Origin of the sequence: Paenibacillus sp. MMO-58, assembly GCF_037146255.1 — a bacterium.
In the GTDB taxonomy this organism is placed as follows: Bacteria; Bacillota; Bacilli; order Paenibacillales; family Paenibacillaceae; genus Pristimantibacillus.
Genome location: NZ_JBBCVY010000004.1, coordinates 229,569 through 256,204, shown reverse-complemented (window position 1 = coordinate 256,204; position 26,636 = coordinate 229,569). Strand labels below are relative to the sequence as shown.

19 protein-coding genes are annotated in these 26,636 nt (G+C 51.4%); 3 read left to right on the top strand and 16 right to left on the bottom strand.

Annotated elements, in window-relative coordinates; genetic code table 11:
• Positions 1 to 849 precede the first annotated feature (849 nt).
• Positions 850 to 2,328 (bottom strand): alpha-N-arabinofuranosidase, encoded by a 1,479-nt coding sequence (locus WFJ73_RS14735; RefSeq protein ID WP_336773785.1) that lies wholly within the window; start codon positions 2,326 to 2,328, stop codon positions 850 to 852.
• A gap of 82 nt (positions 2,329 to 2,410) precedes the next feature.
• Positions 2,411 to 2,710 carry a DUF6171 family protein gene (locus WFJ73_RS14730; RefSeq protein WP_336773784.1) on the bottom strand — a complete coding sequence of 100 codons (300 nt, stop codon included), beginning with the start codon at positions 2,708 to 2,710 and terminating at the stop codon, positions 2,411 to 2,413.
• Positions 2,711 to 2,985: 275 nt separating this feature from the next.
• Here WFJ73_RS14730 and WFJ73_RS14725 point away from each other — a divergent pair, with 275 nt between their 5' ends.
• Positions 2,986 to 3,636, top strand: a complete 651-nt coding sequence (locus WFJ73_RS14725; protein ID WP_336773783.1) for a helix-turn-helix transcriptional regulator — start codon at positions 2,986 to 2,988, stop codon at positions 3,634 to 3,636.
• Here the strand turns inward: WFJ73_RS14725 and WFJ73_RS14720 are convergent.
• Positions 3,620 to 4,507 (bottom strand): helix-turn-helix domain-containing protein, encoded by an 888-nt coding sequence (locus WFJ73_RS14720; RefSeq protein ID WP_336773782.1) that lies wholly within the window; start codon positions 4,505 to 4,507, stop codon positions 3,620 to 3,622. The genes WFJ73_RS14725 and WFJ73_RS14720 overlap by 17 nt on opposite strands.
• A gap of 81 nt (positions 4,508 to 4,588) precedes the next feature.
• Between WFJ73_RS14720 and WFJ73_RS14715 the strand changes: the two genes are divergently transcribed.
• On the top strand, positions 4,589 to 5,392 hold the full coding sequence (locus WFJ73_RS14715) for a phytanoyl-CoA dioxygenase family protein (protein WP_336773781.1): 804 nt from the start codon (positions 4,589 to 4,591) through the stop codon (positions 5,390 to 5,392).
• 71 nt (positions 5,393 to 5,463) lie between these two features.
• On the opposite strand, the gene WFJ73_RS14710 is transcribed toward WFJ73_RS14715, so the two are convergent.
• The 6 genes from WFJ73_RS14710 to WFJ73_RS14685 form a co-directional block, all read right to left on the bottom strand.
• Positions 5,464 to 9,288, bottom strand: coding sequence for a GH32 C-terminal domain-containing protein (locus tag WFJ73_RS14710; protein ID WP_336773780.1), 3,825 nt, complete (start codon positions 9,286 to 9,288; stop codon positions 5,464 to 5,466).
• 86 nt (positions 9,289 to 9,374) lie between these two features.
• Positions 9,375 to 10,274, bottom strand: a complete 900-nt coding sequence (locus tag WFJ73_RS14705; RefSeq protein WP_336773779.1) for an ROK family protein — start codon at positions 10,272 to 10,274, stop codon at positions 9,375 to 9,377.
• A gap of 16 nt (positions 10,275 to 10,290) precedes the next feature.
• Positions 10,291 to 11,769, bottom strand: a complete 1,479-nt coding sequence (locus tag WFJ73_RS14700; protein WP_336773778.1) for a glycoside hydrolase family 32 protein — start codon at positions 11,767 to 11,769, stop codon at positions 10,291 to 10,293.
• A 106-nt stretch (positions 11,770 to 11,875) separates the two neighbouring features.
• Positions 11,876 to 13,489 carry an ABC transporter substrate-binding protein gene (locus WFJ73_RS14695; protein WP_336773777.1) on the bottom strand — a complete coding sequence of 538 codons (1,614 nt, stop codon included), beginning with the start codon at positions 13,487 to 13,489 and terminating at the stop codon, positions 11,876 to 11,878.
• A 76-nt stretch (positions 13,490 to 13,565) separates the two neighbouring features.
• Positions 13,566 to 14,447, bottom strand: a complete 882-nt coding sequence (locus tag WFJ73_RS14690) for a carbohydrate ABC transporter permease (RefSeq protein ID WP_336773776.1) — start codon at positions 14,445 to 14,447, stop codon at positions 13,566 to 13,568.
• A gap of 16 nt (positions 14,448 to 14,463) precedes the next feature.
• Entirely contained in the window at positions 14,464 to 15,405 is a 942-nt protein-coding gene (locus WFJ73_RS14685; protein ID WP_336773775.1) for an ABC transporter permease, read from the bottom strand.
• Between the two features lie 471 nt (positions 15,406 to 15,876).
• Here WFJ73_RS14685 and WFJ73_RS14680 point away from each other — a divergent pair, with 471 nt between their 5' ends.
• A complete protein-coding gene (locus tag WFJ73_RS14680) occupies positions 15,877 to 16,917 on the top strand; it encodes a LacI family DNA-binding transcriptional regulator (protein ID WP_336773774.1) in 1,041 nt (346 codons plus the stop codon).
• A gap of 77 nt (positions 16,918 to 16,994) precedes the next feature.
• Here WFJ73_RS14680 and WFJ73_RS14675 read toward each other — a convergent pair whose 3' ends face one another.
• Genes WFJ73_RS14675 through WFJ73_RS14645 form a run of 7 tightly spaced genes read right to left on the bottom strand, consistent with a single transcriptional unit; the run spans position 16,995 to position 26,493 of the window.
• Positions 16,995 to 18,053, bottom strand: a complete 1,059-nt coding sequence (locus WFJ73_RS14675) for an LLM class flavin-dependent oxidoreductase (protein ID WP_336773773.1) — start codon at positions 18,051 to 18,053, stop codon at positions 16,995 to 16,997.
• On the bottom strand, positions 18,050 to 19,540 hold the full coding sequence (locus WFJ73_RS14670; protein ID WP_336773772.1) for a DHA2 family efflux MFS transporter permease subunit: 1,491 nt from the start codon (positions 19,538 to 19,540) through the stop codon (positions 18,050 to 18,052). The genes WFJ73_RS14675 and WFJ73_RS14670 overlap by 4 nt, the downstream gene beginning before the upstream one ends.
• The gene (locus tag WFJ73_RS14665; RefSeq protein WP_336773771.1) at positions 19,519 to 21,564 is read right to left on the bottom strand and encodes an ABC transporter ATP-binding protein; all 2,046 of its coding nucleotides are present in this window, start codon (positions 21,562 to 21,564) and stop codon (positions 19,519 to 19,521) included. The genes WFJ73_RS14670 and WFJ73_RS14665 overlap by 22 nt, the downstream gene beginning before the upstream one ends.
• A 15-nt stretch (positions 21,565 to 21,579) precedes the next feature.
• On the bottom strand, positions 21,580 to 22,473 hold the full coding sequence (locus WFJ73_RS14660; protein ID WP_336773770.1) for an ABC transporter permease: 894 nt from the start codon (positions 22,471 to 22,473) through the stop codon (positions 21,580 to 21,582).
• 27 nt (positions 22,474 to 22,500) lie between these two features.
• Entirely contained in the window at positions 22,501 to 23,421 is a 921-nt protein-coding gene (locus tag WFJ73_RS14655; protein WP_336773769.1) for an ABC transporter permease, read from the bottom strand.
• 20 nt (positions 23,422 to 23,441) lie between these two features.
• Positions 23,442 to 25,127, bottom strand: coding sequence for an ABC transporter substrate-binding protein (locus tag WFJ73_RS14650; protein ID WP_336773768.1), 1,686 nt, complete (start codon positions 25,125 to 25,127; stop codon positions 23,442 to 23,444).
• A 22-nt stretch (positions 25,128 to 25,149) separates the two neighbouring features.
• Positions 25,150 to 26,493: an LLM class flavin-dependent oxidoreductase gene (locus WFJ73_RS14645; protein WP_317979966.1), complete on the bottom strand. Its 1,344-nt coding sequence runs from the start codon at positions 26,491 to 26,493 to the stop codon at positions 25,150 to 25,152.
• Between the last annotated feature and the right edge of the window lie 143 nt (positions 26,494 to 26,636).

Genomic DNA, 26,636 nt, shown 5'->3' with positions numbered 1-26,636 from the left:
TGGCGAATAAGACCCTGCAAGGGTCTTATCACACTTCAAATTACCCTACTATGGCGGAATAAGCCCCTGCGAGGGTCTTATTCCATCTGCCCGCCTTCTAATCAGGCCAGTTTTGATACGCACGAAGGGAGATAAGAACCTACCAGGGTCTTATTACACTTCAAATTACTCTACTATTGCTGAATAAGACCCTGCCGGGGTCTTATTCATTTACTGGGGGAATTTTGCAGGCTGTGGACTGCTTGTTCCGGATGAATAAGGTCCCTCAGGGACCTTAACCCAATCAACGCAGGCTAATTTTACTGCCTTAAGGCCCCTTAGGGACCTTAAGCTTCCTCAAACGCTTCATTTGATCGTTGTTTGCTGCTTGCTCCACATGGTTAAGGTCCCTAAGGGACCTTAACACGACCTACGCCGGCTAAGTTTACTGCCTTAAGGTCCCTTAGGGACCTTAAGCTTCCACGAACGTTCCGTATGATCGTTTTTTGCTGCTTGTTCCGGGTGGTTAAGGTCCCTTGGGGACCTTAACCTTCAGCAAAGCGTCACCGTTTGAACGCTTTTTGGACCCCACGTTGGATTCCATCCAACGTAATTACTGCATCTGACATTACTTCCTTATCTACGTTGGATTTAATGCATCATAATGAGCTCCCTTCTCCCAACTAACCTCTAAATAGGAGATTACACGGGATGAAATCCAGCGTAGATGCCTAGGTGCAATTAAAAGAACCTATTTTTTAACTGGAGGAAATCCAACTTAGAAAGCGTCATGCCTCAGACCTCTTGTACCCCTGCAAAAAAAAACAAAGCCGATAAGCCCCGCAAAAGGGACTTATCGGCTCTAATCGTTTATTGCTCCAAACGAAGCGTAACTACCGATGCAGCAGGCAGATTGAGGCTCAATTTGCCGTTCTCGATCTTCGCTTCGTAGAATGCCTTCACGCTCACCTTGGAAGGCTCCTCGAAGGTGTTATGGGCCTGAATCGCATCCGCTGCGAGCAGCCTGCCCGTACAGTTGAAGCTGCCTTCGGCGCCGCGTAGCTCAAGGCTGATCTCCGACTGCTCGGACGGATGCAGGTTGTACAGGCTGACATGGATAACGCCATCCTTCTTGGACGCGGTAACGCCAACTTGATCCAGCTCTTTGCCGTCGGCATTTACTTTGCCGAATTGACCATGAATCGCCAATGCCTCGGCATCCTGATGGACGTTGTACATTTCAAGTACATGGTACGTAGGCGTCAGCAGGATTTTGTCCCCTTCCGTCAGAACCACCGCCTGCAAAACGTTAACCATTTGGGCAATATTAGTCATCTGCACGCGATCGCAATGCTTATGGAAAATATGCAGATTAATCGCCGCAACAAGCGCGTCGCGCATCGTGTTCTGCTGGTACAGGAAGCCCGGGTTGGTGCCCGGCTCCACGTTAAACCAAGTACCCCACTCGTCAACGATCAAGCCAACGCGTTTGTTCGGGTCGTAACGATCCATTACCGTGCTGTGGCGAGTCAGAAGCTCATCCATATATTCGGCTTTTTTCATAGTCACGAACCAGTCGTTCTCGTCAAATTCCGTTGCGGAGCCTTTGTCGGCCCATTCTCCCGGAACCGTGTAGTGATGCAGGCTCAGACCGCTCATAAAGCGCTCCGCTTTGTTCATCAGCACGTCGGTCCAGCGGTAATCGCTCGAGTTGGCGCCGCCGGCAATTTTGTATAGCTTGTTATCGCCGTATTGGCGGACATACGTCTGGAAGTTGCGGTACAGATCCGCGTAATGCTCCGGAAGCATCTCGCCGCCGCAGCCCCAGTTCTCATTGCCCACGCCAAAATATTTCAGCTTCCAAGGCTCTTCCCGGCCGTTCTGACGGCGCAGGTTCGCCATCGGGGAATCGCCGTCGAACGTCATGTATTCCATCCATTCGGACATTTCCTGAATCGAACCGCTGCCCACGTTGCCGCAGATATAAGGCTCGGCGTCAATCAGCTCGCATAGACGGAAGAACTCGTGCGTTCCGAAATGGTTATTTTCCACAACGCCGCCCCAGTGCGTATTAACCATTCTCTTGCGCGTCTCGCGGGGACCAATGCCGTCTTTCCAGTGATATTCGTCGGCAAAACAGCCGCCCGGCCAGCGCAGAACAGGCACCTTGAGATTGCGCAGCGCTTCGATCACGTCGTTACGGATACCGTCCGTGTTCGGAATTTCCGAATCTTCCCCTACCCACATGCCTTCATAAATACATCTGCCAAGATGCTCGGCGAAATGGCCGTAGATGTTCTTGTTAATCGTGCCGATCGACCAGTCTGCATGGACAACTGCCTTGTTCATTTGTAGTTAGCCTCCCAATAATAATGATTACATAAACAGCTGGATCACTGTTTATGATGGTTCTTGCCTCGTAAGCATTTTGCTAGTGGCTTGCTTCCCATAACGCCCGAACCGCCTGATGCGGATGCGGGCATCCTTTATCCTTCAGCTTGGCTCGCACTTGTACGAGACAGCCGCAATGCATGCAGGTCGTATCGTAAGCCATGCTTGCGCAGCCTTCGCATGCGGCGAGCCGCAGCGCGTACAGCTCGTCCGTAACGCAGGCATCGGGTTTGATCTTGGAGATCAGACGCTCAATCTGCTCGTCCGTCACTCTGACATCGGCCGAGCAGCCCTTGCAGCCGTCTCGTTCCCTTTTACTGACAGATTCTGTGATTGTCATGCTTGCTTCAGCTCCCACCCGCGCACAGGACGATAATAAATAGTTCTATAAGGAGATTGTATGGGATTGAGAAAGCGCCTACAATTCACTATAATGAGAAAAAACTGACCTATCGTGCTTTTTTTTGAAGAAAGGAGCTGCTGACGATCATCCGATTAGACAGCTGCGGCTACCGGTTTGTCCATCCTCACGGAATTTCGATTATCCGGCCTAACGGATCGGGGGATTACGCTTTTGTTCTGTTCAAGAAGAAATCCGAGGTAATCATACGGGGCGTGCGTATTCTTGTGGACAGCGATTCGTTTATCCTGTTCCAGCCGGATACGCCGCATTCGTATATGCAGTTTGAGCTGCCTTTCGTTAACGACTGGTTTCATTGCCGGGGAGAAGAGCTCAGGGGGTTGCTTGCCGAACTGAACTTTCCGCTGGATACTCCTGTCCCTGCCGTTGACCCGATGCTGATCTCGAGAAGCATTATGGAGCTCCACCGGGTTCAAAAGCAAGGCGGGCATTTGAGGGATCAAATTCTGGATACGGATATCCGGGCGCTTCTGATGAAGCTGAGCAATCTTCATGAGCTTTCCCAGCATCCCGAGCGGCCGGGCCGTTATATCCGGCAGTTCTCCGAGCTGCGGGACGAGCTGTACAACTCGCCGCAAAGCCATGTAACGGTAGAGATGCTGGCTGACCGCGTGCACCTGAGCAAGTCTTACTTCCAGCATCTCTATAAGGATATTTTCGGCTGCTCCGTCGTAACCGATATGATTAATGGCAGGCTGGAGCTCGCCAAATATTTGCTCAAGAACAGCACCCTCTCCGTATCGGCTATCGCGGCAAGCTGCGGGTACGAGCATGAGACGCATTTCATGCGGCAGTTCAAGAAATTTGTCGGCCTGACGCCAAGTCAATTCAAGGCTCGGGTATAGGCATAGATTCCGCCTTCCGCTTGTACTCCGCCGGACCGCAGCCATACCGCCTGCGGAACAAGGCGGCAAAATGATTATAGCTCTGGAAGCCAACGTCGAAGGCTGCTTCCCCGGCCGTCCGGCCGGCCTGCAGCATAAGCAGAACCGCCTGCTCGAGACGCATATTATTTAACGTATCCACGATGGAGCGTCCGGTCTCCGATTTGAACAGATGGGACAGCCGGGAAGCGGACAATCCTACCCGTGCAGCCAGCTCGTTAATGGATAACGGCTCCTGCATCTGCGCGGATAAAATCCGCATCACCTGGCTGACGCGGTAATCCAGCTTGTCCGCTAGCTGCCCGGCCATTAGCAGGATTAAGGCACTTAGCTGATTATCGCATAGCTCCTCCCAGAATCCGCCTTGCGCCCTTGAGTCATGCAGCAACGACCGAAAGATGCGGATCACCCTTCGCTGCAGCTCGCTGGAAGGCAGCGGGCAGAGCAGCACCTCTTCATCGGGAAGCAAAGACAACTCCGGGAGCCGATTGAAATGCACCCAAAGAAAGTTCCACGTATCTCCTTTTACGGTACCATACGTATGAGGAACCCTTTTGCGGAGCAGTACCAGCTCCCCCGCCTTGCATAATTTCTCTCCCGCAGGCGTCCGAAAAAAACCCTGACCATCCAGCGTATAAACGAGCAGCCAATCCTCCCTTCCGGCAGGACGCACCATGCAATAAGAATCGTTTTCCAAAAAATGTCCCGTTACGACGCCGTTCTTCGATTCCTTCTCCACCTTCTCCACCCCGCTCCGATTCATTACTCTAAGGGTAACGCGCCAGCCTCCATTCGTCCAGTATAATAGCAGAATCCATGCAGTATTGAGCATAATCGCGACTTCTACCTTTCCCTTTTACGCCCTACAATTAGAGACAAGAAGCAGCACACAACAAGGAGAGGGGCAATACAAATGAACCAGTCGCTTAAAGTGCTTACAGAGGAGCAAATGAAGCAGTTCGAGAAAGAAGGATATGTAATCGTTAAGGGTGTTTGGAGCAAGGAAGAGATCGAGGAAATCCAGGCCGAGTTCGATAAAATCAGCCTTACCCCCATTCCCGGCTACTTCGAGCCGGTTCTGGACGGAGAGCAGGAAGATCCGCTTCGCCGCTACCCGCGGGTGATGCATCCTCACCGTTACAACGATCTGAGCAAGCATTACATGCTGCATCCGGTTGTTCTCGACATTATGCACGATTTGTACGGAGAAGAGGCTTTGGCTGCGCAAAGCATGTTCTATTACAAGCCTCCGGGCTCCCGAGGTCAAGCGCTGCATCAGGATAACTTCTATCTCAAAGTGGAGCCGGGCAACTGTATTGCGGCATGGGCGGCTATCGACCGCTGCGACGAGGAAAACGGCTGCATGCTGCTTGTTCCGAAGACAAATACGTATGAAATTGTATGCCCGGAAGAGTCCGATTCGAACGAATCGTTCACGAACCATTACGTAAAGCCGCCAAAAGAGGAAAAGCCCGTTGCAGCCATCATGGAGCCCGGCGATATCCTGTTCTTTAACGGCAATCTGATTCACGGCTCTTACCGGAATAAAACAAAAGACCGCTTCCGCCGCGCGTTTATTTCCCACTACGCGAACAGCAGCGCGATGTCCATCTCGCATTGGTACAATCCGCTCTACAAGGCGGACGGCTCCGAGCTGTCGCTGGAAGCGAATCCGGACGGCGGACCATGCGGCATCGAGACGCCGGCTTATCACTAAACCATACAAAAGAGGGAGGCACGCGATCTCATCTGACCGCTGCTTCCCTTTTTTACAAGCCAGTTATTAGTCTATTTCTGCTCCATTATCCATTCCTGCCGCGCCAGCCCTGCTTGTGCTTCATTCAGAGTAAGTGCTGTTCCGTCCTCCGATACTTCAAGCGCCTTGCCGTTGTGTACGGATGTGATCGTTACTGACCCATTCGAATTCGGGCTAATAATCCACCGCTGATTATTGTAACCGAGGTAACTGTAGAGCTGAATGGAATTCTGTCCTGTATTGAGATCAAGCGCCTTTCCGCCTTCCGCCCGTATCGAATAGGAGCCTTGTTCATCACCAGTCGGTACTAGCGTCCATATGGAAGTTCCCCCGGCCTGAATCATTACCTGCTCTCCATTCTGTTGACCATTAACGAACAGGGATTTGCCTGTCGCTTCATTAGTCAAGACTGCGGAAGTCAGATCAGCCTCCTCCATATTAGCAGCCATAACGTTCTGATAGGACGCCTGTCCTCCAAACACATTCACGCCGAAATGTCCTTCTGCAAAGGTTCCATCCTGAACGTCCATGATACTTTGTCCGTTGACGGAAATTATGATATGAGGACCGTTTGCTTCAATGTTCACATGATAAGTTATGCCCCTCTGAAGAAAGGCAGGTACACGCGCAAGCACCATCCGGTCTTCGAAAACGCCGCCAACCTTATAGAACAACCGGTAAGCCTTCATATTTGGATCCAGATTAAAGTAATATCCGCTGCGTCCGTCAGCACTTGCGCGGAACAGAACCGAACCAGCCCCTCCATCCTCGCCAAGCCTCATATCCGCTGCATAGCTGAAATTGCCCGCCGTCTCTTGAGCGATATAATTCGCATCGCTGGAGTAGCTGCCCCGAATACCGTTCTCCGTAACTACCCAGCTGGGCAGCGACAGATCCGGCTTCCAGCCGGTCAGATTCGTAACGAATTGCCCGTCATACACCCGGACCAGCGTTCTGGCGTAAGCTTTGCCATCCGGGGTCGACACTTTAATTAAAGCTTCTCCCGGGCTGCCCGCCAGCAGTGTCGCCTTGCCTTGCTCTGAGGAGCTGATGCTCACCACACCTGGATTACTGGATACCCACTTTAACCGCTGCATTTTACCTTTGCCTCCAGCGTAACACAAGGAGTCAACCGCCGCATACAACGTTTGTCTCTGACCGACGCCAAGCTCCTTGTCGCTGGTGTCCATGACAATTAGGGTACCGGCATCCTTCAGCACATTCCAGGTATCTGTGAGGGCGTGTACTTTCAACGATACGATCGTAACGGGTCCGCCCTTCGTATAGAAGCTCATGCCGCGGCTTGCAGGATCGGGAAAAATAACATCGGAGAACACAACCTCACCGTCATTGCCAAACAGCTCAATGGAGGATTCATCCACAAAAATATTCATTTTCACCCGCTTTGCTGCCTGCTTTAGCGGTGCCTCCTGATAAGTCGAGAACTTGTCCGAGAAGTCTGTCACGCCGGAATTGCTCCGGTCGATGAACATTTGATGATCGGCAATCCGATAGCCTGCAACGGTTTTGTTGCTCCCAGCCCCTTCCCTTACGTTAAAGCCGAATTCCGTTACAGCGCTGCCGGCCTTGATCTCAATCTCCGCTTCGATCTCAAAGGCTCCTGCCGACAAGTCCTTAAGAAGATTCGCACTGTCTGCCGTTACCTGTTTATTTAGGGTCGTATACATCGTCGTGCGTAAAGACTGAAGCTCCCGAACAGGAGCTTGCACAAGCCTCACTCCGTCACTTGTATTCCTTAGCGTTAACTCCCTTGGAATCGTAAGCTCGCCCTTCCAGCCGTTAGTAGGAAAAGCGAACGGATAGTCCCAGTTCGTCATCCAGGCGAGCGTGATTCTCCGGTTGTCCGGCAAATCCGAGAAGGACATGGAAGCGTAGAATTCCTTGCCGTAATCGGTTCTCAGCACCTTTCCAGGCGTATTATCGTTGACAAATTTGCCTTCTGCCGTCAACTGGCCGATGAAATATTCAGCATCGGAGCCCTCCGTTGCAGGATTGGCGCCAGTGCTGATCATCAGCACCCATTTCTTCTCTCCTGTTCCTTCCATCGGCAATTCGAACAGGTCCGGACATTCCCATACGCCGCCGCGCACATAACTGCCGTATCCAAAGCTGTCGGTATGCGTCCAATCGATCAAATTCGCCGAGGTGAAGAAGCGAATGTGATCGCCGCCGGAAACGACCATGATCCACCGGTGATTCGCCTCATCTCTGACGACCTTCGGATCGCGGAAATCCCAGCCGCCAGGATCATTCCCCTGCTTGCCCGGATTCTCAATGATGATCGGATGCTCAGACGAATATTGCCAAGTTCGTCCTTTATCGGTACTGTAGGCAAGGCCAATACGCTGATTGCCGTTATACGCATCGGGATTATACGAGGTATAGTAGGCAATCAGGCCGCTGCCGCCCGAGTCAGTAAACAGACCGGAAGCATTATTCAGATCCGCGACCGCCGAGCCGGACCAGACATGCCCGTTATCATTCCAGGGCAAGGCTATCGGCAGTCTTTTCCAATGTACCAGATCATCGCTGACCGCATGTGCCCAAGTTCCCCCATCCTGATGGAACAGATGGTATTCCCCTTCATAATAGACAAGCCCGTTAGGATCGCTCGCTGAACCGCGGGCCGGCGAATAATGATAATCCGGACGGTAACTTTCCGTGTAATAATCGGAGGTCGGAACCATATATACATTCTGGAAATAACCGCTGCCCTTCAGGACGGCAAGTCCTGCATTCCCTTCCAGGTAGCTGCTGTCGATCGCTTGAACAGCCGCATCCGCATAGCCGTCTACATAAAGGGTAATTTGATTGCCGCTGGCTGTAATCTCCAGATGATGCCTTGCATCATCCTGCGTCGAATATACCTGCTTGGAGGTACCGATTACGGTGCCATCCAATTTCAGCAGACGTGCAACGACGCCGTTGCTATCCTTTGATAATGCAGCCAAATAACCTTCTGTGCCATCTTCATTCATTCGGAAAGCAAGAGCTGCTTCAGACTGCCCGGCGTCGAAGGCGATATCGCCTTCATATACAAAGTCAGCCGCTTGTTGATTATAAACCTGAACGGCCGCTTTATCTTGAGCTATTCCTTGCCAGCCTTTCAAATCCGGCTCCCAAATGCCGGAGACAGAGATAGCCGTTCCCAGATTGCTCTTCAGTTCACTCACTTTTATATTCTGAAATAGGGCTGAGCCGTCCCATACATTCAACCCAAGGAAACCTTTTTTGTAAGCGGTATCATTAATGTCAATAACAGGCTTGTATTGACCATTCCAATAGACCCTCAGGCTGCTTCCGTTTGCAATGACTTTCAGATGATAAATTTCGCCTGCTTTGAGTTCAACTTTCCGTTCTTCCTTCAAGGCTGTGTCACTGCCCTCATCTCTAAGGCGGATAAGACCTGCATCAGGTACGATTTGCAGCATATAAGAAGCCCAGCCGTCCTCATTGGACCGAAATACCAATGTGGCATCCGCCTTCATGTCGGTTACTTTCACATCCGCCTCGTACACGAAATTATCCGCTGCGACGCCGGATATCGCCATTACATTTTCCTTCGGATCGGATGTCAGCAGCAAGCCCTCCTCTGTATTTTCCAGATGGCCTCTTCCTTTCACTTGCCAGTTTGTTAGATTCGTATCAGCATTGGTTGCGCTTACAAGAGTATCCGGAGCTGACTCTGCTTTTATGCCTGCATCCGCTGCTGCCTTAGCCGTCCAGCCTGTTTCCGGATTCGCCGTTACCGATGCAACTGAAGCAACGGCCATTACACAGGAGAGTACCGCCCCAACCGCCCAACTCTTTGATCTGCTCTTTGCCTTCATCATCATCCCTCTTTTCTTATTGAATCTCGCATCTCGAAAAAGAACCGGGGAATTGCCGCACCTCCTCCGGCAAATCCCGCTGTCCTTGTCTATTAAATCGCACCGGCCTTCGCATGTGCCTGCTGATAAGCCCGCAGTCCAAGCGCCAGAGCTCCGCATAATCCAGCTTGCTCCCCTAGCCCCGGCGCGACGATATAGTTATCGATATGTTCTGTAATTTCAGCTGCGCTAACGTAGCCGTTCAAATTAAGCTTCACCGCTTCACGGATAAGAGGGAACAGATGCGTCTGCTTCATCACACCGCCGCCGAGTATAATCTTCTGCGGCGAGAGCATGAGAATAGCTCCTGTAATAGATTGGGCGATATAATAGGCTTCCATCTCCCAGGCGCGATGATCTGCCGGAAGCTCATCCCCCTTCTTTCCCCAGCGTGCCTCGAGAGCCGGACCAGCCGCCATGCCCTCCAGACAATCACCATGATAAGGGCATAATCCCCGGAAGTTTTCTTGCGGATGCCTCTTGACCGGCACATGTCCTCCCTCCGGGTGAACAAGGCCATGTACCAATTGGCCTTCTGCGTAAACTCCGATTCCAATGCCAGTACCAATCGTATAGTACAGACAGCTCCGAAGCCCTTTCGCAGCCCCCCATACGGATTCCCCGTAAGCAGCCGCGTTAACGTCGGTATCCCAGCCATATGGAACACGAAACACTTGCTTCAATGTCCCCACGAAGTCACAGTTTGCCCAGCCCGGTTTAGGCGTTGTTGTCACGAAGCCGTATAAAGGGCTGCCCGGATGAAGCCCAATAGGTCCGAAGGATCCAATGCCAATGGCCTCTACTTGGTTTTCCCGAAAATAGTCAATCACCTTGCCAAGCGTCGCCTCTGGCTGCTCTGTCGGAAAGCTGACTGAATGCTCGAGCACACCATGCTCATTACCAACCCCGCATACAAATTTGGTACCACCCGCTTCAATCGCTCCAATGCGCATAACTTAATGCCCCCTCTTAATTCACATTATCCTCTGTATCAGGAATGAGCTCGTAAATAGACAGGGAGGAAAGAGCCTCATTGGCGTTATCCGTGAAGTACGAGATTCCCGTTGCATCCGGATCAGGATAAATAAGATCCGTTATAACGGCTTGCCCATTATTGGCGAATACCTCTACAGATGCCGAGTCAACAAAGACACGAAGGTCTATGCTTTCGCCGGAAGTCACAACCTTAGCGACTTGAATGCCGGAGAATAACGGATGGAATCCATGCTCACCGGACTTGGTACGGTCTACATAAACGCTGCGCGAAGTGGCATCGAAACCAACAACGGTCCCGTTAGCAGCCCCAGTCCGGATCATGAATCCTGATGAATAATCCGTTGAAAGCACAGCTTGAATTTCATAACTGACAAGTTTCAGCTTCTGCAGCGCCTGTCCTGTTTCTTCAATCGTCGCGTTTCGCAGCGCAAGCCTAGGCTTTCTGATCGATTCCAGCTCTGCAACCGGCCTCTGCACCAAAGTAACTACTCCCTCTCTTAATTCAAGCGACATCTCCCTAACAATCGTCATCGCTCCCCGATAACCCTCGGTAGGAGTCTGATTGGCATAATGCCAATTGCTCATCCAGCTAATCATCAGACGTCTACCGTCCGATTCAGGAATATCCGACCACGTGATACCGGCATAGTTATCGCGGCCATGGTCAACCCATCTAACTGCCTCGGAAGCCGCATCCGGAGTGAAGGCAACCCCGTCAAAGTCGCCGGTGAAATATTGGGTTCGCGATCCTTCCGCGAAAGCGGGATCCGCCCCGATGCTCACAAGCATGACCCATTTCGTATTGGATGCATCACCATCAATAGCCAGTGGGAACAAATCCGGGCATTCCCATACGCCGTCATGTGATCCGATTCCGTCACCAAACTCGCTGCCAAACGTCCAGTTTATAAGGTCTGGAGAATGATAGAGGCAAACCGTCTGACCGCAGGCAATAATCATCACCCAGCGACTCGTTTCCTTATGCCAGAACACCTTCGGATCGCGGAAGTCAATAAATGTCTCATGCGTCAGAACCGGGTTGCCGGCATACTTCACCCACGTTCTTCCTTTGTCCGTACTATAAGCCAGGCTTTGGCGCTGAATCGGGTGGCTGCCTTCAATATCCAGATGATGAGTGAATATGGCAACCAGCCCCGGACCGTCCGGAAACAATCCCGTTGTATTCTCCCAGTCCACTACTGCGCTTCCGGAAAAGATCACGCCATGCTCATCCGGTACCAGTGCAATGTCGCGTTCCTCCCAAGTGACAAGATCCTTACTCACCACATGTCCCCAGTACATAGGCCCGTGAGTATCTCCATAGGGATTATGCTGATAGAATAAGTGATATTCACCCTCGTAAAAGACCATCCCGTTTGGATCGTTCATCCAGTTGGCCTGCGGCGAGACATGGTATGCACCTCTGAAGTTTTGTTTAGCCAGTATAGACATGATTGCCTCTCTCCCCTGCTCCATTCTTTTCTCTTTCTTCAAAAAAGAAGGCCCTGCCCGGCAGTTTCCCTTGCCGGAACACGGCCATTACCGCTGCATTTTGCATTTAGCCTTTTGTCGCTCTGTCGTAACCGTCTTGTTTAATTTTGAGCCATTCCTGCAGACCAAGGCGGTCCAGCTCTTTCAAATAATCGTCCCACTGTTCATTGATCTTGCCATTCTGATACCATTCCGTACGCATTCTGAGCACGTAAGCGAACAAATCTGTTTCAATCGTTGTAAGACGGTCCAGCTCTTCTATGGAGTTAAATACGCTAGGCATGACATTGTCAGCTTTCATATGCGGAGCCATAATATTTTTGATAATATCCAACCGGCTCTTCGCATCATCCGGCATCGTTGTATATTTGCCATAGTAGGAATCCAGAATTGCGAGTGGTCCGCCGATGCTCGTTTTCTCGCGAAGCTCAACCGGCGCCGTACCTTTCAGCGGCAGATGCTTCAGCATCTTGCTTGCTTCATCGTATTCGAAAATATTTTGCTGCTTATCGTCGCCGTAAGTTCCCCAGTTGTCCTGTACCGATTGAATCGGATCATAGAGCTGATCGACCCATTTCGCTGTCGTTTCCAGGTTCTTGTTCGCACTTGTAACGACCATCTTGCCACGGCCAAGTCCAAGGCCATTCGTTCTCGTTACGTTAATTTCCCCGTCAGGTCCTGCAAGCGGAGGCATCACTTCATAGGAATCGTTCGCTCCGGAAATATTCGCTTTATCCCAGGAGAAGTACAATCCGTATTTCTGATCTTTCCCCTTCGCCAAATAAGTGCTCCAGTCTTGTGTATAGGCTTCAATGTCAATCAAGCCTTCTTTATAAAGCTCATTCACAAAGGAAACAGCTTTCTTGTAACCTTCATCCGCAGCTGTAAAAATTACCTTGCCGTCATTTGATACAACCGCATGATCTGGATTTTCACCTAATCCAAAGGAAGCGAATAAGAAAGCCAGATCCTCGGCACCAGGCTTATTAATGAAGGACAACGGAATTTCATCCGCTTGCCCATTGCCATTCGGGTCCTGCGTTTTGAAGGCAATTAGTACTTTCTTCAATTCTTCCGTCGTGGTCGGCATTTTCAGGTTCAGCTTTTTCAGCCACTCCACGTTTATCCAAGGCATGCTGTCCACGGCCTGGATTCTTTCCTTGCCGCTTCCCAGCTCTTCAATCCAAGGGAAGGCATAAATATTGCCGTCAGGAGCGGTAATCATGCTTTTATACTCAGGAGCCTGCTCCAGTACTTTCTTGAAGTTTGGCATATATTGATCAATCAGGTCATTGAGCGGAATAATCGAGCCATTCTTAGCAAGCTTTAGAAGTTCATAGTCGCTGTAATCCGCATTAAAGATCGCATCCGGCAGGTCGCCGCTTGCTACAGCAAGATTTCTTTTCTCAACAAAGACATCATTCGTAAAGTTCTTCCAGTTAATATGAACATTGGTTTTCTCTTCGAGCCTCTTGTTAACAAGCTTGTCGTTTGGATCAGCCGGAGCTATGGCTGAGCTCTGTGTAATAAAGTTAAGGGTTACTTTACCGCTTGGGTCCTGCTTCTTGCTGGCAGCGCTTCCTCCGCCTCCACCGCTGCAGGCCGATAGTAGAAGGATTGAAGCAAGTGCTGAAGCCGTAGCTGTTCTGGATACCAATCTGGATTTGTTCATTGTACTCATTACCGATGACCTCCCAATAATAATGAATGAATGATTTCTATCTTTCGCATGGCCATGCGTATGTGAAGATCCGTTCCTACTTGAGGGAACCGACCATGACACCTTTCTCAAAGTACTTCTGGAAAAACGGATACATAATAAGAAGCGGCACACTGGATACGACAATAGCCGCATATTTGATAATCTCCGACAATCGTTTAAGCTCTGCTGCCGCAAGCTGGTCATTGATCATGCCCGGCTCGACCTGGTTCTGAATAAGAATCGACCGAAGAACAAGCTGAAGCGGATGGAGATTCGAATTGTCGAGATAAATCATCGCATCGAAATAAGAGTTCCACTGCCCGACAAAAGCGTATAACGCAAGCACAAACACAATTGGCTTCGACAGCGGTAGAACGACCTGCATGAAAATCCTCATCTCGGAAGCCCCATCGACATTGGCTGCTTCCTTCAACTCTAGAGGCACTCCTTTAAAGAACGTCCGCGACAAGATGATATTCCATACATTCACGGCCCCCGGAATAATGACTGCCCATACGGTATTAAGCAAACCAAGATTTTTCACAAGCAAATAAGTAGGTACCAACCCTCCGCTGAAGAACATCGTGATGATGAACAGGGTCATGAACACCCCCTTTCCCTTCAACCGATTATCGGACAGAGAGTATCCGGCACAGACGGAAACTACCACCGTCAGGAGGGAGAAAGAAACCGCATAAAAGACAGCATTGCCGAAGCCGCGAATCATCGCCGGATTGGACAGTATCATTTTGTACCCCTCAAGGGACCAGTCCGATAGCTTAAAAGACAAGCCTCGACTCAGCAGTGCAGACGGATCCATAAAGGAGGCGACCACCACATAAAGCAGAGGGATCACGACGACGAGGACAGCAAGCGTGAGGAAGATTCCGTTAAAAATAAGAAATAGGCGATCCAGTCTGGAATGCTTAATAGTCATGCGTATATCTCCTTTCTTAGTAGAGGCCGTCGCCTTCATTCAGCCTTTTTACGATGAAATTAACGGTAATAAGCAACACTACGTTAATAACTGAATTAAATAATCCAACTGCCGCAGAATAAGCATAGTCACCGGACTGCAACCCGATTTTGTACACGTAAGTTGGAATAATCTCTGATGTCGGAAGATTCATTGCCGTCTGCATCAGATAAGCCTTCTCGAAACCAATCGACATAATGCCGCCTGCCGCCAGAATAAATACAATCGCCATAATAGGTCGAATCGTCGGCAGATCGATATGCCGAATGCGCTGAAGCAAGTTCGCTCCATCCAGATTAGCCGCATGATGAAGCTCAGGATCAACGTTTGCAAGCGCCGCTACGTAAATAATGGAGGCCCAGCCTGCTCCTGTCCAAATATCGGACAAAATATAGATACCCCTGAAATACTGGGGACGGGACATGAACATTACAGGTTCCCCTGTCACCAAGGTAATCAAATGATTAATCGGACCTGTCGGGGATAGGAAGATAAACAGCATCCCTACCACAACAACAACCGATATGAAGTTAGGGGCATACAAAAATAATTGAATATTTTTCTTAACGCCAGTATGCCGGATCTGATTCAACATAAGCGCGAGAAGAATCGGTATCGGAAAACCGAGAATAAGACCGAAAAAACTTAATTTAAGCGTATTCATAAAAATAACGTCGAAGTTCGGCGATGACAGAAACTTTTCGAAGTTATACAATCCTACCCAGTCACTTCCCAATATGCCTTTAATCGGGCTGAAATCCTTGAAGGCAATAACAGCACCATACATCGGACCATACTTGAATATTAGTGTCAGAATAAGCGCAGGAGCGAGCAAGATATAGAGAAAGTAATGCTTTCTCCAATAATCAAGTGCTGCGTTACCGGGCTTTGCTACCATTTGAGCCTGTTTGGCTTCCATGTGTTAGGCTTACCTCCGTCCATTTACAAAAGTGTTCTATTTTTTGTGCAGTAAGGGCTTTCAATTAAACAATTGCATCTCGCTTGCTGCATTTACAATTTACCAAACAGCTTTACAAACGTCAATACATTTTGTAAAAATAATTTGCGCATTTGATAACCTACTATTGTTCATAAACAACTAATTTTTCTCAACCTCCTATAAAATTTGTTGGTTTTTATTGGGAAATTAGCGGTTTTATAGTCAAAACGCTTTTTACCCGAAGCGTTTTCCGACCAATCAATATGCATTTTGCATGGTCTTTCTTATTTTTTGAACACTAAACAGATGTGTGATTGTAAAGTAAATTGTGCATTTGTAAAATTAACGTTGCTATTTACTATAAACTATTGTACATTTGAGTTACCTACATGGATGAAATAAGTTTACAAAATCACAAATAGGGGAAATGCAAGAGGTGAACATATCTGCATGACTAAGGAAAAGGTAACCATTCAAGATATCGCCGATGCGCTAGGCATATCTAGAAATACCGCTTCTAAGGCGCTAAACGGCCGAAGCGAAATTCCTGAGGAAACACGCAATAAAGTAATTAAGAAAGCTATTGAGTTAAAATACAAACAATTTTCTTATCTAGAAAGCGAGCAGCTGTTATCCAAAAATTCAGGAAATATCGCTTTATTGACGGCTAACCTTCCGAATACATCCCACTTCGGCTCCACTCTGATCAGCGGCTTGGAAAAGCAAATCAGCGCCGAGGGCTATAACCTTTCTTTTCACATTATTAGAGAGGTGGATCAAGCCTCGTTATCGCTGCCGAATAATTTTGATGTATCGAATGTAGACGGCATCATATGTATTGAATTGTTTAACCTTGCTTATAGCGAAATGATTACAAGCCTTGGCGTGCCTACAATATTTATAGACTGCGCTTCCACGGTATGTTATCCCGAATTTAAAGCTGATATTCTTCTGATGGAGAATCAACACAGCGTATACCAGCTGACAAGGAAATTAATAGCGAGCGGATACAACAGCTTAGGATTTATCGGAGATTATAACCATTGTCTCAGCTTTAATGAACGCTGGCTGGGCTTTAACCGGGCTCTCAACGAGGCTGGAATCCCACTTGATCCCGGTCAATGTATAGTAGAAGACGATCGTCTCTTCTTCTCTACGCCAACTTGGCTTGAAGAACGTCTCCACGAGATGCAGAAGCTGCCCTCTGCCTTTATTTGCGCTAACGACTTTATCGCCGTCAGTTTCATGAAGGCGCTGAAGAACAAAAGCATCTCTGTTCCTCATGATGTCGCCGTTTGCGGCTTCGATAACGGCCCTGAGTCCATGATCGTTGAGCCTCATCTTACGACTGTTCATATTTATAGCAACGAAATGGGCGTGAAAGCTGCGGAGATGCTGCTGTCAAGGATTAACGATCCTGAACAGCCCTATCAGGTTTCTCATATCTTTACGAAACCTATCATCAGGGAGTCTACTGCGGGGATTGGTTAGTGCCAAAGAACTGTTCTAGAATGAATAACAAAAAGCCCCATTCTCGGATAGGGGCTTTTTGTTACTCCAACAACTATTTATACAGGAATTCCCTTTCCCTGCTCCTCCCAAACCCAGCTTGGCACTTCCCGGCGCAGCACGGGGGCGATGTCCGAAGCGAACCGCTCCATCTGCTCCCGCTGCTCGGCTTCGGATAGGCCGTCTACGCTAAGAGACAGCACCTGGTGCCCAAAGGCCGCTTGGTAGTTTAATATTTTCTCGAGAATCTGCTCCGGGCTTCCGATCAGACTTGGCCCTCTGGCGATATTGTCCTCAAGCGAGGTAAACGGAGATTGGTTATGCTGGGCGGCGGCCGTTGCCTGGAACGCCTCATAGTAAGGACGATACCGCTTAATAGCCTCCTCCGTCGAATTCGCGATATACAAGCTGCCCGCGCCTGAACCAACAACCGCTTTCCGCGGGTCATGCCCGTAATACGCCAGTCTCTCGCGGTAATGATCGATGAGATCCTTGTATTTGGCCTGCGGATGGAAGCTGTTCGAGGAGAAGATCGGCTCGCCGTAACGGGCGGCAAGCTCGGTGGAGCGGGTGCTGGACGCGCTCCCGTGCCAGATTGGAATCGGTTTTTGCAGAGGCCTTGGCTGCGTCGTCACCTCATGAAGCGGCGGACGGTATTGGCCTTGCCAGGTCACACCCTCCTCCTGCCAAAGACGCCGCAGCAGCTCGTAACGCTCTTCCATCGAATCCCATTGCTCCTCTTCCGTAATTCCGAAGAGCGGGTAATGCCGCGGATCATTGCCTTTGCCGATAATCATCTCCAGTCTTCCGCCGGACAGATGATCAAGCGTAGCGTAATCCTCGGCGACCCGTACCGGATCCAATACGCTTAACACCGTTACAGTCGTCAGCAGACGGATGCGCGAGGTTCTTGCCGCAATGGACGTCAGCAGAAGCGGGGGAGAAGAAGAAAGAAACGGAGTGCCATGCCGTTCTCCAATGCCGTATCCTTCAAAACCAAGCTTCTCGGCAAGCACCGCCTGCTTGATTATATTTTCGATTTTTTCGCTGGTCGTGAAATGCTCTCCCGTCACCGGGTTCTTCAAATTCATTACCAGGCTGAACCATATAAATTTCATAAGCTTTCACTCTCCTTTGGCGTCGTAAGCGGTGGTGCCGGCATCCGTCTGCCCAGCAGCAAAGCAATCGGAATCGCGCAGGCAACAATAATGCTGGATACGAAAAACACATCGTGAATACTGTGCATGTAAGCTAGACTATATGCCTTCGTCCCCTCTTCTCCTCCGCCTGAATCAGCCAGATGAACCGACAGCCGGGAATAAAATAAAGACGTGCAGAGACCTAACGCCATTGCGCTAAATACTTGCCGCAGCCAATTGAGCAATGCAGACGCATGCCCAATCCACTCCTCGGGAACGGACGACATGCTTGCGTTTGTTGTTGGCGTTGAGGCAAGACCGGTTCCGGTATTGCGGATGGCGAGCCATACGATAATCGCAATAAGACTGGTTTCTGGAGGCATCTGACTGAAATAATAGGTGCTCACAACCAGAATCGCGCAGCCGATCATAATCAGCTTGGCCGGTCCCAATCTGTGATACCATTTGCCGGCGGCAAACGTGGCAGCCGTTAAGCATGCCGCGGCGGGAAGGAACAGAAGACCAACCCTGAACGGCGATAAGCCTTTCATCTCAACCAATAATAAAGGCATGAAATAGACAACCGAATAAAGTCCAAACGACAGAATAAGAGAGGCCATCAGACTCAGCGAAAATCTGGGGTTTAACAGCAGCCGAAGCTGCAATAGAGGATGCTCGCTGCGGCGAGCCTGCCATATAAATAGGCCAAAGCCGCCGACGCCAACAAGCAGCATCGTCCAAGTAAGCAGGCTGTTCCAGCCCCATACGGTCATGTTGCCGAATAGCAGCAGCAACGCGAGACTTCCGCCCGTTGCAAGCAGCAGCCCGGGCCAATCCAATCGGGCGAGACCGTTAGCCGAATCCTTCGGAATAACAACCGCCCCTACAATCCAGGCGACGAACCCGACCGGTACGGTCACCAGGAAAATAAGATGCCAATCGAAGCTTTGCAGCCAGCCGCTGAGCGACGGGCCAATGGCGGTGCCTAATACCGTGGAGAATGACCACACGCTAAGGGAAAAAGATTGCTTTTCCAGCCTAATCGTCCGGTAAATCAAGGCAAGCGACACAGGCTGGATAAGCCCGCAAAACAGTCCTTGCACAATACGAAACGCAATAAGCGCTCCGACATTCCAGGATAACGCGCATAAAAACGAGCTGACCGTGATTCCCCCGATTGCAAATAGAAACAGCCGCTTGCAGCCAAACCGCTCCATCGCATAGCCGGTAATAGGAACAACAATGCCGCTCGCCAAGGTAAAGCCAGTCATCATCCACTGAACCGTCTGCAGCTCCGTACCGAATATCCGTATAAAACCGGGCAGCGACACGTTAAGCGAGACGACATGATACATCCCGACAAAGGATCCGATAAAAATAGCCGTCAGCACCGGCCAGAATGCCGGGTAGGATGCTGCCGCCGGCTCCTTCAGCTCCGCCTGCTTCATAATAAGGTATAGTGACAAGCCGCATAACGATCCTCGCCTAAGGGGCGAAGCTCCGGCTGCTCCTTCCTGCATCTTTCCGTCGCGAACGGACAACGGGGGTGGAACCGGCAGCCGCTTGGCGGATTTGCCGGCGAAGGGATTTCGCCTTGAATCGATGCCGCGCTGCCGTGCTGCCCAGGGACATGCTGCGGAATCGATTCGATAAGCAGCTTCGTATAAGGGTGAGCAGGCTGGCGGAACAGCTCATCGCTTGGCGCGATTTCCACAAGCTTGCCCAGATACATAACGCCAATCCTGTCCGAAATATGTCTTACAATCTGCAAGCCGTGGGCGATAAACAAATAAGTCAGACCCAGCTTCTGCTGAAGCTCCTGCAGCAAATTAACGATTTGCGCCTGAACCGACACGTCCAGAGCGGATACGGCCTCATCCGCAAGAATAAAGCTTGGATTCAAGGCAATTGCCCGGGCAATGCCAATGCGCTGCCGCTGACCGCCGGAGAATTCATGCGGGTATTTACCGACACTCGAAGGGTCAAGCCCAACTAACCGGAGCAGCTCCTCCACGCGATTTTTCCGCTCGTCTGCCGTCCATGAGCCATGTACCTTGAGCGGTTCGACAATGCTGTCGCCAATCGTCCATCTAGGGTTCAAGGAACCGTAAGGGTCCTGAAAAATAACCTGCATATCCTTCCGCAACGGACGAAGCTGCGCGCCATTTAATCCGGTCAGCTCCTTGCCCTGAAACAGCACCTTGCCTGAAGTCGCCTGCTCCATTTGCAAAAGAACCCGGCCCAGCGTAGATTTGCCGCTTCCCGATTCGCCAACCAGACCAAACGTCTCCTTCCGCCGGATGCAGAAAGAGACATCGTCAACCGCCCGGATGTAGGTACGGGGAGCGGTAAAGCTTTTTCTCTTCACCGGATAATACTTATGAAGATGCTCGGCCACGAATAACGTGTCGCTATCTGCTTGAGGTGCAGCGCTGGCAGTATCCCCTTCACCAACTAAAGCCGATTCCTCAACCCGGATGAAAGAAGATTTACTCTTGCCGGATACGAGAGGCTTCACGGCAACCTGCTCCGCATGCCAGCAAGCTACCTCGCTTCCGCTCTGATCTGTAAGCGGCGGAGCCTCCGCCCGGCATCGCTCCGTTGCGTATTCGCACCGGGGATGGAACAAACAACCCTCCGGCAGCGCGGCAAGTGACGGAATAGATCCCTGAATCGCATAGAGCCGTTCGCCGCGTACGCTGTCCAGAGGAGGAATCGATTGAAGAAGTCCTCTCGTATACGGATGACGGGGTCTTGCGAACAGTTCCTCCGCTGTTCCCTGCTCAACAATCCGTCCGGCGTACATGACGACAATCCGGTCCGCCATCTCCGCGGCAATGCCAAGATCATGGGTAATGAGCAGAATCGACATTCCTAGCTCCTGCTGCAATTCCTGCAGCAGCTTCAATATTTGAGCCTGAATGGTAACATCCAGGGCCGTTGTTGGTTCATCGGCGATTAGCAGATCCGGGCTGCAGGAGAGGGCCATCGCAATCATCGCCCGCTGGAGCATGCCGCCGGACAACTCGCCGGGATACTGCTTCATCCGGATTGCCGCCTCGGGGATACCAACGCGGTTTAATAACTGAATGCCCCTATCCCAGGCGACCCGCCGGCTCACCCGCTCGTGCTGAATGATCGTCTCGACAATCTGCTGCCCAATGGTGAACACCGGATCAAACGCGGCCATCGGCTCCTGGAAGACCATCGCTACCCGCTTGCCGCGCAATTGCCGGAGCTCCGCTTCAGGCAGCGCCGCAATATCCCGTCCCTGCAGCAGGATGCTTCCCCGCGTGATGGAACCTTTCTCGTAATCAATAAGCCGCATAATCGCTTTGGAAGTGACCGTCTTGCCGCTGCCGGATTCTCCGACCAGACAAACGGTTTCCCCCGGCTGTATCGAGAAGGATATATTCGTAATCGCTTCAAGCAAGCCATTTTTAGTTCGAAAACCTACGGACAGCTCCTGAATATTAAGCAACGCCTCCAATAGAGCCCCCCCTTCCTACCTTGCGCTTTTCTTCGGATCAAGCTGATCTCTCAGCCGGTCGCCGATCATATTGACAGCCAGCACAAACATCGTGATCGCAAGTCCCGGGAACGTACAGATCCACCAGGCAACCGTCAAATACCCGCGCCCCTGCGACAGCAGCGTTCCCCAGTCCGGCACTTCCTTCAGCACGCCAAGGCCAAGAAAGCTAAGCCCCGACCCGGTCAGAATCGATGTCCCGATGCCAATCGTCGCCATAACGAGCAACGGGGACAGCGAATTGGGCAATACATGCTTCCAGAAAATATGGAAAGGCGATGCGCCGGCAACCTGCGAAGCCTGAATAAACGTCCGGCCTTTAATACTCATAATTTGCGACCGCATAATGCGGGCATAACCCGGTATGGAGGCTATGGCTACCGCCAGCACGATATTGAACAGGCTTTTGCCAAGCGCGCCCGCAATCGCAAGCGCTAGCAGAATGCCCGGGATGGTCATCAAAATATCGTTGAAGCGCATCAGCACCGCATCGATCCAGCCACCCGCATAACCGGACAAAGCGCCAATCGCCCCGCCTGCCAGTCCCCCGACAAGAACGGAAGCGAAGCCGATAAACAGCGAATCCCGGCTGCCGTATACAACCACGCTAAATATATCCCTGCCGAAATAATCCGTCCCGAACAGATGGGCCGCGCTTGGCGGCTGCATAATGCTGTCCGTTAACATCTCGGTGGGCGAATAAGGGGCAATCCAGGATGGTACAACCGCGCATGCCGCAATAAACAAGATAACTAGGGCTGCCGCAAACAGGAACACATTGCTTGACGTCAAATGTCTGAAACGGATAGCCGTCAGGCGTATTCCGCTTCTTTTGTACGGGAGTGTACGGGCCGTAGCCGCTTCACGCATACGTACTTGGCTCCTTTCTCCTTAACCTTATGCCGAGCGCCTTACTCTCGGATCAATTAGCGAATAGGACAAATCGACAAGCAGGTTCACCAGGACGTAGATCAGCGCGGTAAAAAAGATAACGCCCTGCACGACCGGCAGATCCTTCGCCATCAAAGCGTCCCCTATAATCCGTCCGATGCCTTGCCGGGAAAACACCGTTTCAATCACAACGGTTCCCGCCAGCATTTCCCCGATTAGCATGCCAATCATCGTAACCGCGGGAATAAGCGCATTCCGCAGCGCATGCTTATACATCACGGCACGCTCGGACAATCCTTTGGAACGCAGCGTCAGCATAAAATGCTCGTCGATAATGTCCAGCATGCTGCTTCGGACCATTCTTACGATAAAGCCGGCTCCAACAATGCCTAACGTAAGAGCCGGAAGCACAAGCGTGCGCCATCCGTCCGAGCCCATGGCCGGAAACCAGCCAAGCTGCAGGCTAAACAGCACAATAAGCAGAATGCCCGACCAGAAGGTCGGCATCGAGATGCCGAACAATCCGACGAGACGGGCAAGGTAATCAATGGGACCGTTGCGGTGAACGGCGGACAATACGCCAAGAACAAGGCCAATCGTAACCGAGACCAGCGCGCTTGCCGCCGTGAGCGTCAGGGTTGCGGGGAAATGCTCCAGAATTTTATCCAGCACCGGCTCGGAATTTAACAAGGAATTTCCGAAGTCTCCCTGCACCATATCGCTTATGTAGCGGATGAACTGGATATAGAAGGGCTGATCCACTCCCAGCTGGTGCTTCAGGTTCGCAATCTGCTCCGCCGTGGCAACCGACGGATCAATCATCGAATCCGTCGGGTCGCCGGGCAGGACATACAGGATCGCGAACACCAGCACCAAGGTGCCCGCGATTACCAGCAGGGAAGAGAAAATCCGCTTAGCAATGTACATAAAAGCCGCCTCCCTATCGATTAGGAACTAAGCGAGACCCCGTTGAACAGCGGATAACCCAGCGAATCAAATACAAGTCCTTGCACGGATTTGTCCGCGGCTACCGTATACGGGAATACGTAAATAGGCAGGATAACGGCCTGGTCGATAATGTAATGCTGGATTTGCTTGTAGATATCCGCGCGCTTCGTATCGTCCGTTTCTACACGGCCTTGCTCAAGCAGCTTGTCGATCTCCGGATTGGATAAACGCGTGAGCGACTTCGGAGCGTTTGGAGCGGTCGAGTGATAGAACGAATACAATGCGTTTGGATCCGAGTTCACCTGGCTGTTGCCATAGAGATCATAATTGCCGTTGGTATAAACGACCGTCCGCACGTCCTTCGTAATCTCCACCTCAACCGCAATGCCAAGCGCCTTCAGCTGCTGCTGAATGATGACCGCGATATCGTTGCGTTTCTCCCGGTTTGGCGTGCCGTCCACGTAATGCAGGGTCAGCTTCTTGCCGGCCTTCTCGCGAATGCCGTCCGAGCCTTTGACCCAGCCCAGCTCATCCAGCAGAGCGCCCGCCTTCTCGAGATCCGGCTTCACTCCGTTCTCCAGCGAAGGATCATAACCGAAGGTACCCGGCGTAAGCGGTGACCAAGCGCGGTCGTACGTACCCAGATACAACGTCTTCACAATGCTGTCGACGTCAACGGCCAGCTGGACCGCCTGTCTAGCTTTAGCATCGTTCCAAGGCTCATGCTCCTGATTAAAGAACAGCGTATAAGGCAGGCCAACCGTATTGGCTCCAAGCAGTTGAATCTTCGAATCGCCCTTTAAGGCTACGATGTTTTGCGGAGGAACCGTCTCTGCCGCCAGCACCTGACCGCTCTGCACGCTGCCGATCCGGGTTGCTTCCTCCGGCACGATCTTGAAGGTAATGCCGTCCAGATACGGCGCGCCCGCATTCGTTACAAGCTCAGGCGCCCACTTATAGTCCGGATTCTTCGCCACTTGAATTTCGGCGTTCTGCTCCCATTTCACGAACTTGAACGGCCCTGTGCCAACCGGATTCAGTCCAAATTGGTCACCGGATTTCTTGGCCGCCGTAGGCGATACGATCCCAAGCAGCGCCTGGCTCAGGTTGCCCAGGAACGCGCGCGACGGGGTAGCAAGGTTCAGCTTCACCGTATACTCGTCAATGACTTCCGAGGATTGGTACGGAGCAAGCAGGGCCGCCGCATTCGCAGCTTTCGTAGCCGGATCTAGAATACGGTCGAAGTTATATTTAACCGCTTCGGCATTAAACGGAGTGCCGTCCTGGAACTTCACGTCTTGACGCAGCTTGAAGGTATAGCTCAGACCGTCATCCGAAATCTCCCACGAAGTAGCAAGCCACGGCTTAATGGAATTGTCCGGAAGCTGTACGACAAGCGAGTCATAAATCGTGCGGATGACGCGTACGGCAACGGCCAGACCGCTGCGGTGCGGATCAAGCGTATCCGGCGAGGTAGCTAGAGCGTAAGTCAGCTCTCCGCCTTGCTTCACTTCCGTGGAAGCTGCAGGCGTATCCGTCGACTGCTGCTGCGACGGCTGCTGCGCCTGCTGGCCGTTATTGCCGCTCCCTTTATTTGACGCGCACGCCGACAGCACCAGTGCCAGAACTAACAATAACGCCGCCGAGCTGTGGAGTGATTTGCGTTTCGATTTGAATGTATTCATCGGATTTCTCTCTCCTATTCGATTAGTTAACGGTCACTCCAGCCTGTTTGCGCGCCGCCGCGTAACGGTTCTCCGGTACCGGAATCCCCAGGTTGCCGCGAAGCGTATCGGCATCGTACTCGGTACGGTACAATCCGCGCTCCTGCAGAATCGGAACTACCAGCTCGACGAAATCATCCAGACCCCGCGGCGTAGCCGACGCAATAATAAAGCCGTCCGCCGCTTCCTCTTCGAACCATTCCTGCACTTTATCCGCTACGAATTCCGGCGTGCCGATAAAAGAATTCCGTGGCGTTGCCGCCTGCAAAGCAACCTCGCGAAGCGTAAGTCCTTGCTCCTTGGCGCGGCGCTTGATCCGGTCGGTTGTGCTGCGGAAGCTGTTGGAGCCAAAGTCGCCGAGGTCCGGGAACGGTGCGTCCAACTCGTATTGCGAGAAGTCGTGATGCTCGAAAAATCTGCCCAGATGATCAAGCGCCTTCTCGATCGTAACCAGGCCCGCAATCTGCCGATACTTCTCTTCCGCCTCTTCCTGCGTGCGTCCGATAATCGGCCCAATGCCAGGGAAAATAAGCGTATGCTCGGGATTACGGCCATTCTCTGCCACGCGGCGCTTCACATCGCGGTAGAACTCCTTCGCCTCTTCGAGCGACTCCGGACCGGTAAATACGGCATCGGCCGTCTTTGCGGCCAGATTGCGTCCGCTCTCGGAAGAGCCTGCCTGGAATACAACGGGCTGGCCTTGCTTCGAGCGCGCGATATTCAGCGGACCTTGCACGGAGAAGAATTCCCCGCTGTGATTTAGTCGATGCAGCTTCTCCGGATCGAAGAATACGCCGGTTTCTTTGTCGCGGACAAAAGCATCGTCTTCCCACGAATCCCACAGCCCCTTCGCGACTTCCAGATACTCCTCGGCGATCCGGTAACGCTCGCTATGCTCGGGATGCGGCTTGCCGCCGAAGTTAAGAGCGCTGCCTTCAAGCGGGGAAGTGACGACGTTCCAGCCTGCGCGGCCGCCGCTGATATGATCGATCGACGAGAACTGGCGGGCAACCGTAAACGGCTCGCTGTAGGAGGTCGACAGCGTGCCTACAAGCCCGATGTTGGAAGTAACCGCTCCAAGCGCGGATAGAATCGTAATAGGCTCGAACCGGTTCAAGAAATGAGGGATTGATTTTTCGGTAATGTACAGACCGTCGGCGATAAAGAGGAAATCGAATTTGCCTTCTTCCGCCTTAAGCGCCTGCTGCTTATAGAAACCGATATTGACGCTTGCATCCGCCGGAATATCGGGATGTCTCCAGCCTGAGCTGCTTCCGCCCACACCATGAATAATAGCTCCCAATTTCAATGCTCTCTTCTTCGACATATACACTCCACCCTTATCTGCATTTTTGTCTGACTCAATAAAATTCCGGTAAAGTAACATATCCCATCTGTTTAATAGGAATTTATCTTGGCAATACTCTAACACTGGGCTTTCTGCGGCACAATAGCATATAAATCTCTTCT